The following is a 15780-nucleotide window of genomic DNA, read 5'->3' as shown; positions in this document are numbered from 1 at the left end:
TGGTGGGCTCGGCCGCCGCGCGCAAGGGCCGCCTTTAGACGGTCTTCAGACAGCGGCGCGATGATGGCCGCATGCAAGACGACGACACGCCGCGCCCTGGCTGGCTGGGCCCCTGGCTGAAGGGCTTTCCGGCACTGCAGCCGCCCGTGGCGCTGGCCGATGTGGCGCAGCGCGGCTGGCGGCTCGATGAGCTGCCGACGCCGCTGGCCGTCGTGCGGCAGGCAGCGCTCGCGCACAACATCCAGTGGATGCAGGACTTCGCCGCCGAGCGCGGCGTGCAGCTGGCGCCGCATGGCAAGACGACGATGAGCCCGCAGCTGTTCCGCCGCCAGCTCGACGCCGGCGCCTGGGGGCTGACGTTTGCCAACGTGCACCAGCTGCGCCTGGGCCTGGCCGCCGGTGCGCGGCGGGCGCTGATTGCCAACCAGGTCATCAGCGCGGCGGACCTGGCCGAGCTGCTGGACCTGCGGCGCCGCCACGCCGGCCTAGAGCTGGCCTTCTTTGTCGACTCGCAGGCGCAGCTGGACCTGCTGGCCGCGCACTGGACGCAGCTGGGTGCGGGCGAGGCCAAGCTGGACGTGCTGATCGAGCTGGGCGACAAGCGCTGCGGCCTGCGCGAGCACGGCCCGGCGCTGGCGCTCGCTCGCGCGCTAAAAGCCCACCCCGCGCTGCGGCTGCGCGGCATCGGCTTCTACGAGGGCCTCCAAGTGGTCGGCGAGACCGCGCCCGACCGGGCGCTGATGCAGCAATGGCAGGCGCGCGTCGAGGCGCTGCTGGCCGACATCGAGGCCGAGGGGCTGATTGACGTGCAGCCGCTGTGGCTGAGCGGTGGCGGCTCGGCGCTGTTCGACCTTGTCGCGCCGGTGCTGCAGAGCCGGCCGAATCGCATCGGCCTGCTGCGCTCGGGCTGCTACATCTGCCACGACCACGCGCACTACGGCCGCTACATGCAGGCCATGGACGAGCGCATGGGGACGCCACTCGGCGCGCCCAGCCTGCAGCCGGCGCTGGAGGTGTGGACACAGGTGCTGTCCGCGCCTGAGCCCGGGCTGGCGCTGCTGAACGCGGGCCGACGCGACGTGTCCTTCGACCAGGGCTGGCCGGTGCCCGTGTGGCATCTTGTTGGTGGCAGGCGGAAAGTGCCCAAGGGGTGGCAGGTGACGGGGCTGAACGACCAACACGCCTACCTGCGCTGGGACCCGGCCGAGACCGATGGCCCGGCCGTTGGTGAGCGCGTCGCGCTGGGGCCGTCCCACCCGTGCACGACCTTCGACAAATGGGCGTGGATGGCCGTCGTGGACGAGGATGACCGCGTCGTCGACGCGATCACGACGCAGTTCAGCTGATGCTGTTGCTGCAGGGCGCGCTGATCGTCGATGGCAGTGGCGCGCCGGGTTGGGTCGGTGATCTGCTGATAGCCGGCGAGCGCATCGCGGCCCTCGGCACGGCACTGCAGGTTGACCCGGCCGTGCCGCGGCGCGACTGCAGCGGCCTCGTGCTGGCGCCCGGCTTCATCGACGCCCACAGTCACGACGACGCGGCGCTGATCACGTCGCCCGGCATGCTGCCGAAGCTGACGCAGGGCGTGACCACCGTCGTCACCGGCAACTGCGGCATCTCGCTGGCGCCGCTGGTAACGGCCGACCCGCCGCCGCCGATGAACCTGCTCGCGCGCGAGCAGTTCCGGCATGCGTCGTTTGCCGACTGGCGCGCGGCCGCTGACGCCGCGCGGCCGGCCGTCAATGCGGTCGGCCTGGTCGGCCACACGGCGCTGCGGCTGCGCTGCATGCGCGACCTCAACCGCCCGGCGACCGATGCCGAGCGCGACGCCATGTGCGCCCTGCTCGACGAGGCCATGGAGCAGGGCGCAGCCGGCCTGTCTTCGGGCACCTTCTACGCCCCCGCCGCCGCGGCCGACGCCACGGAGCTGCTGGCTCTGGCCCGCATCGCCGCCCGCCACGGCGGCGTGTATGCCGTGCACCTGCGCAACGAGATGGCCGATGTGCTCGACGCCATCACCGAGGCCGCCGACTGCGCGCACGCCGCCGGCCTGCCCCTGGTCATCTCCCACCACAAATGCGCCGGCCGCGCGCAATGGGGCCGCAGCCTGCAGACGCTGGCGCTGATCGAGCGGCTGGCCGAACGCCAGTCGCTGGGGCTGGACGTCTACCCCTACGTCGCCGGCTCCACGGTGCTGCGCGAGGACCTGGCCGATGGCCTCACGCCCATCCGCCTGACGTGGAGCGAGGCCCACCCCGAACTGGCCGGCCGCTGGCTGGCCGATATTGCGCTCGACTGGGCGTGTAGCGAACCCGAGGCCGTGGCGCGGCTGCAGCCGGGCGGCGCCTGCTATTTCCAGATGCACGCCGACGATGTCGACCGCATCCTCACCCACCCGCTGGCCATGATCGGCTCCGACGGCCTGCCGCACGACCGCTTCCCCCACCCGCGCCTGTGGGGCGCGTTCCCGCGCGTCTGGGCGCACTACGGCCGCGAGCGCGGCCTGCTGACGCTGGCGCAGGCGGTGCACAAGATGACGGGGCTGACGGCGCAGCGCTTCGGACTGCTAGACCGCGGCGTGCTGCGCGAAGGGGCGGCGGCGGACCTGGTCTTGTTCGACGCCGAGCGACTGGCAGACCGAGCCGACTACGGCGAACCGACGACGCCGGCCGCCGGCATCGCGGCCGTGTGGGTGAACGGCGAACTGGCACTGGACGGCCACACGCCACTCGCGCGCGCCGGGCGGGTGCTTGCCAAGTCGGCCCAATAGCGCCCCCGCAACGGGCGGCGATGATGCGCGCTTGCGAACGTGGCCCTTCTCCACGATTCAAGCTGCGCGGACTGGCTGCTCACGGCCGCCTCATCCGCGCCAAGTTCAACGCCCTAACAGGACAACAGACATGACCTCGACCATGTACACGCAATCGGTTCCCGTCTTCAAGCAGATGCTGACTGCCATGAAGGCCGTGCTGGCAAAGGCTGACACCCATGCCACCGCTCACGCCATCGAGCCTGCGGCCTACTTGCAGGCGCGGCTCTTCCCCGACATGTTTCCCTTGCTAAAGCAGGTGCAGATCGCGGCTGACTTTGCGCGTGGCGTCAGCGCCCGTCTTGCGGGGGTGGCCGTTCCCGCCAATGACGGACAGGAGAAGACCTTCGCCGACCTGACCGCCATGCTGGAGGAAAGCCTGCTGTTCCTGGACAGCCTGCAGCCCGCACAGTTCGAAGCCGCCGAAGAGCGCGAGATCGTCTTGCGCCCTGGCACGCCCAAGGAGAGGAAGTTCAGCGGCCGCGCTTACCTGGCCCACTACGGACTGCCGCAGTTTTTCTTCCACATCACCACCGTCTACGCCATCCTGCGCCACAACGGCATCCAGATCGGCAAGAAGGACTACATGGGCGCGTACTGAGCAGGCAACTGCGTTCGCCCCGACCTACCGCACGACCTCGACCCGGCCGGCTCCACGGTGCGGCGCGAGGACTTGGTCGATGGCCTCACGCCCATCCGCCTGACGTGGAGCGAGGCGCCCCCCGACCTGGCTAGCCGCAGGCTGGCCGACATTGCGCGCGACTGGGGCGTCAGCGAACCCGGGGCCGTCACGCGGCTGCAGCCGGGCGGCGCCTCCCACTTCCAGATGCACGCCGACGACGTGGACCGCATCCTGATCCACCCGCTGACCGCGGTTACGGGTGAAGCAGCCACCCACCGCTGCCGGTCCCTTTTTCGCTCATCGAGCGGCCGGATATCGGACGCATCCATGGGCCCCGTTGCTACACGATCGTTGAGTCTTTGGCCGACCACTGCATGAACGATCTGTGGATATGTGATTGATCCTGGTAAACACGCTGCCTCGCCGGATTGGCACGCACATCGACCCCGTCCATCTTTTCCAGCCAGTCACGCTCCCCCCAGTTGCACCAAACAAGCACCTGGCGAGTCTCGGCAAGGTATCGCCGTAGCAAATCTGCCCGGACGTACAGCAGCGCGTGCCGGTCTCCCTTCCAGCCATCGCCGGCCTCACGGAAGAGCGTGGCGGGCTGCCTGGTCGCATCGAAAAAGTCGATCTGGCGGTCGCGGCAAAAGAGGCCGAGGCGCTGTATGAGGCTTGGCGCGGGCAGGCTGAAGCTTGAGAAGGCGTTGTGCACGGAGTGATAGGACTCCCAGGCAAACTTCATAGATGGCAACTCAAGCCGCACGCCCGGCACAAGGCGCCTAATCGGGATGTCGAATTCGTGCAGGATCTCCTTGTCCAGCGCGATGCCAGTCTTGGCCATTGAGGCGATCTTTATCGTGAATGAGCGCCTCCGCGGCGGCCCGGGGTCCTCCACGTACTCGTCGAAGGCGCGTTGCGTCTGCCGACGGTACTTGCCATTGGCTTGATACAGGTTGTGCCCATAGTTGTTTCTATGGCCGGGCTCTGCGCCATAGACGTAGTACTCGGACGCTGATTCCGGAATCCGATCACTGCCCTGAAAGGCAACTGCGTCGTACTTGCGTCGTAGAGTCTCGACATCCTTACGGCTCGCAAACACTCCGCGTAGGAAGCCCCACATCTGCCGGTCGTGAGCGTGGTCATCGCCGTTGACATAGCCCTCGACGAGCACCCAATCGCCCCGGTAGCCGTTGATCTCAGGGACTACAAGCAGCGATCGCCAGTCTGGCGTATAGCCACTGGCCACCCATTCCTCGGTAGAGGCTCTTGGTTCGCCACACAGGTCAGGCATAGGCGGCGACCAGTCAGGCGGACGCTTTGGGAATGTCGGGTCGATACCGCAGTCTGAAGTCCGATGGTCTTGTTTCCAGTCGGGCAGCTTCCGATGCGCAGCCCGCTCGCCCCACATCTCGAAGTAGGCGATCCACGAATACTTCTTTCCGTACCGATCAACCTTGTGCTCGTCCTTTGAGTTCCAAGAGTTCCTGCCGAGGTCGTGCTCGACGTCCTTGAACAGCTTTTCTCTGTAGCCGAGGTCGAACATGCGCCGTTCGATCATTGAGCGCACGCGGAGGTACTCGGGGTGCTTGTGATCGTAGTTCGCCCGCTTGGGGATGAGCCTGCCGATGGTGTAGTTGCCGAAGTCCATCTGTATGGCGTGCCCGATGGCATCAGTAACCGCAGCATCGGGCACGCCATTTCCCGCAAAGGACGACCGGATGCTGGGAAATGGTCGGCTGAGATGACGCGCTGATGTCTTCGGCAGTTTTACGCAGCCAGCGCGCTGGGCGACTTCGATGATGCCCAGCGCGTAGTCCCGCATGAGGGTGTGGTGCGTGCTGTGCCTCGCACGGGGCGCGAACAACTGGCGGTAGAGCATCTCGGCGAGGCCGCCGAGATGGTCCTTGAAGTCCGGCACCTTGTCCGAGTCAACCAGCGACAGTGTCGTGCCATACGCTGCTGCCAGCATGCGTTCTGGGACGTACGGATCGTTGAAGTCCAAAGTCACCAGGGCGTGCGCGAACAGTACGTCCGGGAAGCGCTCGCCAATCAGGACAAGCGCTTTGGTGGCCAAGTCGCGGTCCCTGCGGACAACGGTCGTGAGGACCAAGGAGAGGAGGGCGACCAGCTCCGCAGCTGAGGCGCGGCTCATGCTCACACCTTCGAGCTTCTCCGCCCAAGTCAGCAGTCGGTGGATGGTCGGTGACGCATACCTCCTCCGCAGGTACTCGGACCACCGCAGATCGCGGTTGGCCATCGGATACTGTGCGAGGTACTTATAGAGGCGGCTGGCGTGGAATGGGTGGTTAGGCTTTGTTGAGACGGCGGCCAAGGCATCCATGACCCGGTCCCACGATCCTCCGCTGGCGCCCAGGTACTTGTTCAGGGCCGCGACGGTTCCTTCTGTGAACGCCTTGGGATTGCGCCAGAAGAGTCCCTCGATGAACGGTTCGAAATAGGCGGTCCAGTCCTGCGCCGACTTTGGCAGCGCGAAAAACAACTCCCGCTCCTTGGGCGGCAGCTTGCCAGCCCTTTCAGCGAACTCTGTGATGAGCGCCTGAGCCCAGCCCGGCTCCTCGTACTGGCGGTAGTGCCCCTTGGACAGGCGGAATATCCGGGCGAGAGGCGACTCGCCGACGAAGCTCTGCTTGATGGTGTCGGCGGACGTCGCATCGAGGTAGGCGCTCAGCAAATGTCTCGCGACGAGGTGGTCGCTGAAGCGCTGGTAAGGGAGCCTGAAGACCACCCTTGTCTTGTGCGCGCCGGTCTTGGTTGAGTACCAAATGGCGTCTTCTTCGATCAGGCCGTTCGTGCGCATGGCCTCAATGAGCTGCCGGCGCTTGGAGGGCGACATTGCGGGGTAGCTCGCGGCCACGATCCCATCTACCTCGGATGGAAGTAAATAGCCGCGCAGTTTCGCGGCCATGCACGGAGCGAAGCCGGCAGTATGTTGATCGGCGAACTGGTCGTCACCCTTCAGTAAGAGCCAGCACCCCTTGCTCTTCAACCCGAACTCGCTCTCGACCGACGCGCCGATCCGTTTGACAAACGCCTCCAGGACGAACGTCATCCCACGCTGCCCTGAAGCGATGCCGACAAATCCTTTCGCCTTCTTTGAATCTGTCAGCTCTTGAAGCGACTGACAGATGAGCTTCAGCGTGAGCGGGCGAGAAAACTCCCGATCCAGCAGCGGGACCTCCGGAAGCGGCAACTGGTAGTGCTGGAAGAAGGCCGCCTGTGCGTCGAACTCCTGGTCATCGAAGCCGTAGTGCTGCAGCCGGTAAAACTTGGGAAGGTCCGCCTTGTCAATTGCAATCGGCTCAAACGGCGTGCGGCATGACACGACCAACCCAACGTTCGGGTGTGCGGCCGCGAGGGACAGCAGTGCGGCAACAGCCTGACGCCACTCGCGGCGCCGCCCTTCATTGATGCCGTCAACGATCACAAGCGCACGTTCCACCGCGTTGCCCGCCACCTCGTTCAGACATGCGAACTGATCTTCCAACGAGATGCCGGCGGCCATCTGGGCGCCAATATCTGCCAACACGTCGCCCTGGAAGTTCTTAGCGAGCACCAGGATCGTGGGTGCCGCGCGTCCAAGGCGCTCAGTGGTGACATCGCAAAGCAGGTGCGTCTTGCCAGTGCCCCATTCCCCAGCGATGAGTAGGTTCGGACCGTACAGCAGCTTGAACGAAGAACTGCCTGCATATTCGAGTTCGTCGCGCACCACGCTCAAACACGTGCCAATCGAATGAATGTGGCCGCGAATGGTGTTGCGCGCCGACGAGTAGTTCCCATCATCGGGACCTAGCTTTGCTTCCTCCGCCCGCCAGTAGGCGCCATCCTCGAGCAGCAGCGATTCGATCCCGGACAGGTGCGTCGACCAAACATCGCCCACGGCGGCGTCCTGCGAGAGCATCCTGCTCATCATTGCTGGGATGAACGCGGTCGCAGCCGCCGTCAGCGACTCGATCTCCGCAGCTCGCTGACTACTGCCCTTGGCGCGCTTCCATCCCTCTGAAACCTGCTCAAGGACGGCGTCGAATCTGGCTCGTGCGGCGGCTCCGCAGGCTACGTTGTCGAGGGCTGTCGACAGCGCCTCAATTTTGAGGTTTGGTGCACCTGGTTCGATGCCGGGTGTGTATCGTTGCCCGGCTTGCTTGATCTGCCGCGTAGATAGGCTGGCCGCCGCGGCAATGAAAGATGCTGCATCGAGAAGCATGGCGGCACTTTAGGCCGATATTCGTCGACTCGGGCAGTAGCAGCGCCCCTCAAGCCTCCGCCCGCGGAAAGCAGACCTTCACCGTCAGCCCGCGGCCACTGGACCCGTCCAGTAGCTCGACGGTTGCCCCATGCTGAGCCGCCGCCCGCTCGACGATGGTCAGGCCCAGTCCGCTGCCATGGCATTGCTGGTCGCCGGCCAGGCGCACGAAGCGCTCGAAGACGCGCTCGCGCAACTCGGGCGGGATGCCCGGGCCGGCGTCGCTGACGGTCAGCTCGACCGTGTCGCCAGCTTCCACCAGCGCCACCGTCACATGGCCACCCAGCGGCGAGTACTTGATGGCGTTGTCGACGAGGTTGTCGACCAGGCTGCACAGCGACTCGCGGTTCAGCCACATGGGCAGCTCCTCGGGCGCCACCAGTTCCAGCTCGATGCGCCGCTGCATGGCCAGGCCCACGGCCAGCGCGACACGTTCGCGCACGAGGTCGACGAGGTCATGGCGGCCCTTGCTGAGGTCCAGCGCGTCGGCGCCCGAGCGAGCCAGCGCCAGCAGCTGGTGCACCGTGTGCGTGGCGCGCTGCACGCCCAGCCGCAGACGCTCGCGGGCCTCGTCGCGGGCGCGCGGGTCGGCCTGGTCCAGCTCCTCGGAGTTGAGCTGGATGACGGCCAGCGGCGTCTTAAGCTCATGCGCCGCGTCGGCCAGGAACTCGTGCTCGCGGTCCAGGCGCTGCTGCAGCCGCGCCATCAGCGAGTTGACGGCGTTGACGAGCGGCGCCAGCTCCACGTAGCGCGTGGCGGGCAGCGGTGTCAGGTCTTGCGCCGAGCGCTGGGAGATCTGCGCGCCGATGCGCTGCAGCGGCGCAAAGCCGAGGCGGAACAGCAGCCACAGCGGCAGCGCCAGCAGCGGCAGGCCGTACAGCAGCGGGCGGGCGTAGTAGCTGAGGCCGGCGAGGCTGAAGTGCCAGTCGCCGGGCCGCTCCTGCCAGCGGCGCACGACCAGTTCGCGCGCGTCGTCGCGCACCTCGGTGTAGAGCCAGCGGTCGTCCTGGCCCGGCACCGATTCCTGCGGCAGCACGCGGTCGCGGCCGGTCAGGTCAGGGGTCAGCTCGGCCAGCAGCTCGTCGCGCCTGAGCACCTGCAGCAGGCGGAACGGCGTGCGGTGGCCCTTGAGGCGCCACTCGCGGGCGCGCATGCCCTCGAGGTGCAGCAACGCCTCCTGCAGCTGCGCCGCATCGGCATGCGTGTCGCGCGAGCGCTCCAGCGCCAGCTCGGCCCACAGCATGTTCTCGGCCTGGCCGTTCCTGACCTGCAGCACGCGGATGTCGATGAGCTCGCGTGCGACCAGGAACAGCCAGATCATGAAGAGCACGGCGAACATGGCGCCCAGGCTGCGCTTGAACAGCGAGCGCTGCGGTGTAGGGCTCACCGGACCACGCTCACTCGCGTTCGACCAGGTAGCCCACGCCGCGCACCGTGCGGATATAGCCCTCGCCGATCTTGCGGCGCAGGTTGGAGATGTGCACGTCGAGGCTGCGGCCGTCCATCTGGCAGGGCGCACGGTTCTCCAGCTGGCGGCGGGTGACGACGCGGTCGGGCAGCTTGATCAGCGTCAGCAGGATGCTGAATTCGGTGCGCGACAGCGGCACGCGCTCCAGCCCGCGGCGCACTTCCATGCGCGGCTCGTCCAGCACCAGGTCGCGCAGCTGCCATTCGGCGGCGCCGGCCTCGGCGGCGTCGCCCTGGCTGCGCCGCACCACGGCGCGCAGCCGCGCCAGCAGCTCGGAGCCGGCAAAGGGCTTGACGAGGTAGTCGTCGGCGCCGCCGTCCAGGCCGTCCAGCCGGTCCTCGATGGCGTCGCGCGCGGTGATGACGATCAGCGGCAGCTTGCGCTGCTGGCGGCGCAGCTGGCGCAGCAGTTCCATGCCGTCGCCATCGGGCAGGCCCAGGTCCATGACGACGGCGTCGAAACCGCCCTCGCCCACCCACAGCTTGGCATCGGCGATGCGGCGCAGCCACATCACTTCATGGTCGGCGTTCTGCAGCAGGGCCTGCAGCGAGCGCCCCAGTTCCAGATCGTCCTCAAGCAGGCAGATTCGCATGAGGCCGACTTTAGTGACATCCGCGTTAAGGCGGCCTTAACAAGTCGTTGAAGCAGCGTGTAGGCGGCCCGGCAGACAGTCGCTCCATTCTTGATGCACCTGCTCCTGCGCATGACTTCCGTTCTCGCCCGACTCTGCCTGTCCTTGTCACTGCTGTTGGCGCTGTCGGCGCCGTCCGCCGCGGCCGCTGACCTGGCCTTCGTGCCCAGCCGCGCTCAGTTCGACCAGCTGTTCCCGGAGCGCATCGCCTTCTACAGCTACGAGGGTTTTGTCGAGGCGGTGCGCCAGACGCCCGGCTTTACCAGCTGGGGCAACGAGACGCAGCGCCGCCAGGAGATGGCGGCCTTCCTGGGCCAGATCGCGCACGAGTCCGACCAGCTGCGCGCCCAGCGTGAATACAAGCGCGCCAACTGGGACAAGTACTGCCGCAACGACGCCCGCCTGTCCTGCGCGCCCGGCCAGCAGTACTACGGCCGCGGCCCCATCCAGCTGAGCTGGAACTACCAGTACAAGGCCGCGGGTGATTTCCTCGGCATCGACCTGTGGAGCGACCCCGACCGCGTCGCGCGCGACTCCACCGTCGCCTGGCGCACGGCGCTGTGGTACTGGATGACGCAGCCCGGCGAATCGACCCAGACCGCGCATGCCGCGCTGCGCAGCGGCGCCGGTTTTGGCGCCACCACGCGCGCCATCAACGGCCCGCTGGAATGCGACAAGCCCACCGATCCCGACGCGCTGCGCAAGAACGCCCGCCGCAGCGACTTCTACAAACACGCCAGTGAGCTGTTCGGCGTCCCGCTCATGCACCCGCTGGGGTGCTGAAAACCCACCCGGAGAAAACGACCATGCGAGAGAAGAAGTCCATCCACCCCCAGACCGCCATCGCGGCCGCCGTGCTGTTGAGCCTGGCGCTGCCGGCGCTGGCACAGGAGGCCCCGAAGAAGGAAACCCTGGAGGCCGTCGTCGTCACCGGCATCCGCGCCAGCATGGAGAAGTCCCTGCAGACCAAGCGCAATGCCGACGCCATCGTCGACGTCATCACCGCAGAAGACGTGGGCAAGCTGCCCGCCACCAACGTCGCCGAGGCACTGACCACGATCCCCGGCGTCACCATCGACAAGGCCTTCGGTCAGGGCGAGAAGGTGTCCATCCTGGGCACCGACCCCGCCCTCAACCGCACGCTGATCAATGGCCAGACGATCGCCTCGGCCGACTGGTTCATCGCCGACCAGCCCGGCCGCACCTTCAACTACTCGCTGCTGGCACCGCAGCTGATCAACAAGGTCGAGGTCTACAAGTCGCCCGAAGCCTGGCTCGACGAAGGCTCCATCGGCGGCACGGTGAACATCTCCACCCGCAAGCCGCTGGATCAAAAGGCGTTCACGCTGGCGGCTTCGGTCGGCTTTCTCTACAACGATCGCATCGGCAAGGGCGAGCCCACCTTGGCCGGCCTGGTGGGCTGGCGCAACGAGGCCAAGACCTTCGGGGTCATCTTCTCGGCCCAGCGCTCGGAAGAGGGCATCCGCCGCGACGGCCTTGAGGCGTACGGCACCGTGAAGGGCAGCAACTACATCAACGGCAGCGGCGGTGGTGGCTCCATCAACAACCTGCCGACCGACTGGTCCGTCCCCCCCAACCCGGACGGCAGCCAACCGACGAAGCCGGCCACCTGCGTGGGCAGCTGCGCCACCACGCTGCTGGCCAACCCGAACGCCGTCGGCCCCAACTCCATCAGCGCGCACTACTTCGAGCAGATGCGCAAGCGCGACACGCTGTCGCTGTCGCTGCAGGCCCGCGCCAACGACAAGCTCGACTTCGAGTTCAACGCCCTGAATGTGAAGGCCGGCTACGACAACCGCAGCCACTCGATGTTCGCCTTCCCGGGCAACGCCTACAACGGCCTTATGAAGATGACCGACCTGGCCGTGGATGGCGGCGTCATCACCAAGGGCACGTTCAAGAACGCGCTGATGGTGTACGACCTGATCGACCGCAAGGCCACGGTGGACACCAAGTCCTACGACCTCAAGGGCAACTACAAGGACGACCGCTGGTTCGCCTCCTTCCACGTCGGCGCCTCCAAGGCCACCGGCGGCACCAAGCTGCAGGTCTTCGGCGAGTTCCTGAACTGGACCGACTACAGCTACGACATCAGCAGCGGCACGCCCAAGCTGAACATCACCGGCGCGAACCCGCTGAAGGACCCGACCGCCTTCCAGATCGACGGCGGCTGGGGCGCGGACCCGGCCCTGCCCACCTGGAACACCGGCTGGGGCGGCAACATCGTCTTCAAGCCGACGGTGGACAAGGAAGAGTTCATGCAGGTGGACGGCGGCCTGAAGTTCGACGGGCCCATCTACCAGCTGCGCTTCGGCGCCAAGCACCGCGAGCACAACACCACGCAGACGATGGGCGGCGTGTCGCTGGCTGCGGTGAGGGGCTATGGCGATGCCAAGGCCAGCCAGTTCTCTCCGAAGCAACTGCCGGGCAACTATCTCAGCGGCTTCGGCAACGTCGGCGACCTGAACAACCGCTACACCATCGACGGTGAAGCGCTGGCCGGCTTCATCACCAGTGGCAAATGGCTCGCCCCGTGGCAGACCATGCCGCAGCCCGCCACGTTCAACGATCCCTCCTTCGTCGCCAACACCTGGTCGGTCAAGGAAGTCGTCGACGCCGCCTACGTGCAGGCCGACTACGCCCTTGACGCGCTGCGCGGCAACTTCGGCGTGCGCATCGTGGACACCACCTCCAACAGCGGCGGCTGGGCCTGCACCGTGTCCACAGGGCAGGCCTGCCCGGCGGACAAGTATGTGCAGACCAATGTGGTGAAGAACTACCTCAACATCCTGCCCAACCTGAACGTGGTCTACGAACTGCGCAACGACCTGGTGCTGCGCGCGTCGGCGGCCAAGGTCATGTCACGCCCGAACTACGGCGACATGTCCAGCTACCTGTGGATCGGCGACCAGACGCTCTCCGGCGGCGGCGGCAACCCCAACCTCAAGCCTTACAAATCCACCAACCTGGACTTCTCGGCCGAGTGGTACTTCGCCAGGAACGCCATCCTGGCCGGCACCATCTTCAACAAGAAGGTCACCGACTACGTGCTCGTGACGACGACGCCGGAAGTTCACTACAACCAGTTCGAACGCAGGAACGCCACCTACGCCGTCTCGCGCCCGAACAACGCCGGCAGCGCCACCATCAAGGGCGCGAGCCTGGCCTTGCAGGCCAACATCGGCTGGGGCTTCGGCGCGCTGACCAACTACACCTTCTCGGACGCCAAGGCAGCCCAAGCCGGCTCGCACCTGCCGTTCAACTCCAAGCACCAGTACAGCGTCAGCCCGTTCTATGAAAGCGACCGCTTCAGCGCCCGCGTGACGTACACCTACCGCTCCAAGTACTACACGCAGGCCGATCGCGGCAACTTCCTGATCACCGACGGCAGCAAGGATCTGGCAGCCAGCGCCAGCGTGAAGCTGACCGATCAGCTCAGCCTGGGCGTGGACGCGATGAATCTGCTGGACAGCGAGTACCGCAACTACGCGGACGTGGCCGGCGTCGCCAAGACCGAGTTGCTGACCCGCGGCATCTACCGCACCGGCAAGCGTTACCAAGCCGTGCTGCGGTACAACTATTGACCCCTCCGGCTCTCGGCCCGCAATACGGGGTCGACAACGTTCCTCGTTGTGGCAGCTGCTTCTGCCGCACGTTGGGCGACCCTCACGGGGGTCGCCCTTTTTTGTTGTGCAATCTGCGGCCATGAATGCAACCCACAACGCGCCACGCCAGCCGGGCATCGACCTGCTGCGCGGCCTCACTGTCGCCGTGATGATCCTCGTCAACGAATGGGCCGGCGTGGCGGGTCTGCCGGCATGGATGAAGCACGTGCCGGCGGACGCCGACGCGATGACCTTCGTGGACATGGTGTTCCCGGCCTTCCTGTTCATCGTCGGCATGTCGCTGCCGTTCGCGCTGCAGGCCCGGCTGGCGCAGGCCGGCCGGCGGGGCGCGCTGCTTGCGGTGGGTGAGCGCACCGCAGCGCTCATCGTCACCGGGCTCTTCATGGTCAACGCGGAAATGGCGCGGGCCGGCTTCAACGCCCCGGCCTGGCTGCTGGGCGCCTTCCTCGGCATCTTCCTGGTGTGGGGCAGCGTGCGCGGCGGGCCACCGCTGGCCTGGCCCTGGCGCGGCGCGGGCGGCGTCTTGCTGATCGCGCTGGCTGCCGTCTACCCCGGCGGCATGGGCGTGCACTGGTGGGGCATCCTCGGCCTCATCGGCTGGGCCTACGGGCTGGCGGCGCTGCTGTTCATCTTCGCCTCACCCGGCGGGCGGGTGCCGCTGGCGCTGGCGGGCATGGCGGCGTGCGTGGCCTGGTTCGCCTGGGGCGCGCCGTACGTCGGCGGCGGCGGGCACGCCACGCACACGGCGCTGGTGCTGGCCGGCCTGGCCGCCGCCGTGCTGTTGCACGACCCCGACCACATGCTTGCGCCCGACCGCGCCACGCGCGCCGCGCTGCTGCTGGGCTTCCTGCTGCTGGCGGTGGGCTTGAGCCTGCGCAACCACTTCCCGCTCTCCAAGATCAACGCGACGCCGAGCTGGGGCCTGGCCTGCGCGGGCGCCACGCTGCTGGTCTACCTGGCACTGCGCCCGCTGGCCGATGCCGCCCCCGGCCGTGCCGCGATGCGCGTGCTCGGCGACGCCGCCCGCCACCCGTTGCTGGCCTATCTGCTGCCCTCCGTCATCGGCGCCGTGCTGGCGCTGCTGCAGGCGCAGTGGCCCGCTGCGCTGGGCGCGGGCTGGGCCGGCATCGCGCGTGGCGTCGTCTTCCTCGCCGCCGTCCTCGTGCTGCTGCGCCTGCTGCTGCGCGCGGGCGTGCGGCTCAAACTCTAGAGAAGCGCCGATGCGCCGCCGCCACCTGCTCACCCTGCCTGCCTTGCACCTCATGCCCGCACTTGCCGCCGCCCCGCCATCGCACCGCTTCCTGCACGTCGGCACCTATGCGCCGCAGGGCTTGGGGCTGTACAGCTTCGCCATCGGCGCCGACGGCGCATTGAGGCCGCTCGGCGTCACGCCCAATGCGGGCAACCCGAGCTGGCTGGCGAGCGCCGGTCAGCGCATCTACGCCGCCGAGGAAGGCGCCCACCACATCGCCGTCTACACGCAGGACACGACGGGCGGCCTGAGCCTGCTACATCGCGAACCCAGCGGCGGCAGCTCGCCCTGCCACCTGTCCTTGAGCGCAGGCCACGCCTGGGTCGCGCATTACGGCGATGCCCGCTTCGCCGCACTGCCGCTGCAGGCCGATGGCCGCCTGGGGGCTGCCAAAAGCTGGCCCAGCTGCGCCGGGCCCGATTGCCGGTCCGGCCCGCAACGCGCGGCGAAGGCGCCGCCCGGCAGCCAAGCCAACAGCGGCCACGAGGCGCCGCACGCCCACATGATCCAAGTCAGCCCCGATGCCCGATGGCTGGTCGGCACCGACCTCGGCCGCGACCGCGTGCTCGTCTGGCCGCTCGCGCCGGGCGCGCCCACCGTTGCGGCGCGGGAGCTCGTCCTCAGCCCCGGGTCCGGCCCGCGCCACTTCGCCTTCCACCCCGCTGACCCGCGCATCGTCTACGTGCTGCAGGAAGAGTCGTCCACGCTGTCGACCGTCGAGCTGACGGCGGACGGGCCGCGCCTGCTCGATGAAATTTCGGTGCTGCCTGGCGGCTTCGCCGGCACCAACTACGCGTCCGACCTGATCGTCGCGCCCGGCGGCCAACACCTGTACGCCTTCAACCGGCTGCACGACAGCCTCGCCGTCATCTCGCTGGCCGAAGCACGCAGCCCGACGCTGCTGGACCACCACTGGGTACACGGCAGCTACCCGCGCAGCGCCTGCCTCGCGGGCTCGCATATGTATGTCTGCAACCAGCGCAGCGACCAGCTCAGCCATTTCGACGTCAGCCGGCCCGAGGCGCCGCGCTTCATGCCGCGCCAGACGCCGGTGCCCAGCCCGGCGGGCGCCTGCGCGCTTTAGACT

At 67.5% G+C, this 15780-nt stretch carries 10 protein-coding genes; 7 read left to right on the top strand and 3 right to left on the bottom strand.

Annotated elements, in window-relative coordinates:
* The first annotated feature begins 71 nt into the window (after positions 1-71).
* From ASC81_RS01705 to ASC81_RS01695, 3 genes are all read left to right on the top strand, one after another.
* Positions 72-1346, top strand: coding sequence for an alanine racemase (locus tag ASC81_RS01705; RefSeq protein ID WP_056261895.1), 1275 nt, complete (start codon positions 72-74; stop codon positions 1344-1346).
* On the top strand, positions 1346-2770 hold the full coding sequence (locus ASC81_RS01700) for an amidohydrolase family protein (RefSeq protein WP_056261892.1): 1425 nt from the start codon (positions 1346-1348) through the stop codon (positions 2768-2770). Before ASC81_RS01705 ends, ASC81_RS01700 begins: the two co-directional genes overlap by 1 nt.
* A gap of 130 nt (positions 2771-2900) precedes the next feature.
* On the top strand, positions 2901-3410 hold the full coding sequence (locus ASC81_RS01695) for a DUF1993 family protein (protein ID WP_056261889.1): 510 nt from the start codon (positions 2901-2903) through the stop codon (positions 3408-3410).
* Positions 3411-3771: 361 nt separating this feature from the next.
* On the opposite strand, the gene ASC81_RS01685 is transcribed toward ASC81_RS01695, so the two are convergent.
* The 3 genes from ASC81_RS01685 to ASC81_RS01675 are packed head-to-tail and all read right to left on the bottom strand — an operon-like array spanning position 3772 to position 9755.
* Entirely contained in the window at positions 3772-7656 is a 3885-nt protein-coding gene (locus tag ASC81_RS01685; protein WP_056261883.1) for a hypothetical protein, read from the bottom strand.
* A gap of 49 nt (positions 7657-7705) precedes the next feature.
* Positions 7706-9082 (bottom strand): HAMP domain-containing sensor histidine kinase, encoded by a 1377-nt coding sequence (locus ASC81_RS01680; protein WP_056261881.1) that lies wholly within the window; start codon positions 9080-9082, stop codon positions 7706-7708.
* Between the two features lie 10 nt (positions 9083-9092).
* On the bottom strand, positions 9093-9755 hold the full coding sequence (locus ASC81_RS01675) for a response regulator transcription factor (protein WP_056261878.1): 663 nt from the start codon (positions 9753-9755) through the stop codon (positions 9093-9095).
* Between the two features lie 111 nt (positions 9756-9866).
* Here ASC81_RS01675 and ASC81_RS01670 point away from each other — a divergent pair, with 111 nt between their 5' ends.
* The 4 genes from ASC81_RS01670 (at position 9867) to ASC81_RS01655 (ending at position 15777) form a co-directional block, all read left to right on the top strand.
* The gene (locus tag ASC81_RS01670; RefSeq protein WP_162245844.1) at positions 9867-10577 is read left to right on the top strand and encodes a chitinase; all 711 of its coding nucleotides are present in this window, start codon (positions 9867-9869) and stop codon (positions 10575-10577) included.
* Between the two features lie 23 nt (positions 10578-10600).
* Positions 10601-13399, top strand: a complete 2799-nt coding sequence (locus ASC81_RS01665; RefSeq protein ID WP_056264143.1) for a TonB-dependent receptor — start codon at positions 10601-10603, stop codon at positions 13397-13399.
* A 121-nt stretch (positions 13400-13520) separates the two neighbouring features.
* On the top strand, positions 13521-14651 hold the full coding sequence (locus ASC81_RS01660; protein WP_056261876.1) for a DUF5009 domain-containing protein: 1131 nt from the start codon (positions 13521-13523) through the stop codon (positions 14649-14651).
* A 10-nt stretch (positions 14652-14661) separates the two neighbouring features.
* Positions 14662-15777, top strand: a complete 1116-nt coding sequence (locus ASC81_RS01655) for a beta-propeller fold lactonase family protein (protein WP_056261873.1) — start codon at positions 14662-14664, stop codon at positions 15775-15777.
* Positions 15778-15780: the final 3 nt, after the last annotated feature.

This window comes from Pelomonas sp. Root405, assembly GCF_001425165.1.
Lineage (GTDB): Bacteria > Pseudomonadota > Gammaproteobacteria > Burkholderiales > Burkholderiaceae_C > Pelomonas.
This window is presented reverse-complemented; position numbering and strand designations above follow the sequence as displayed.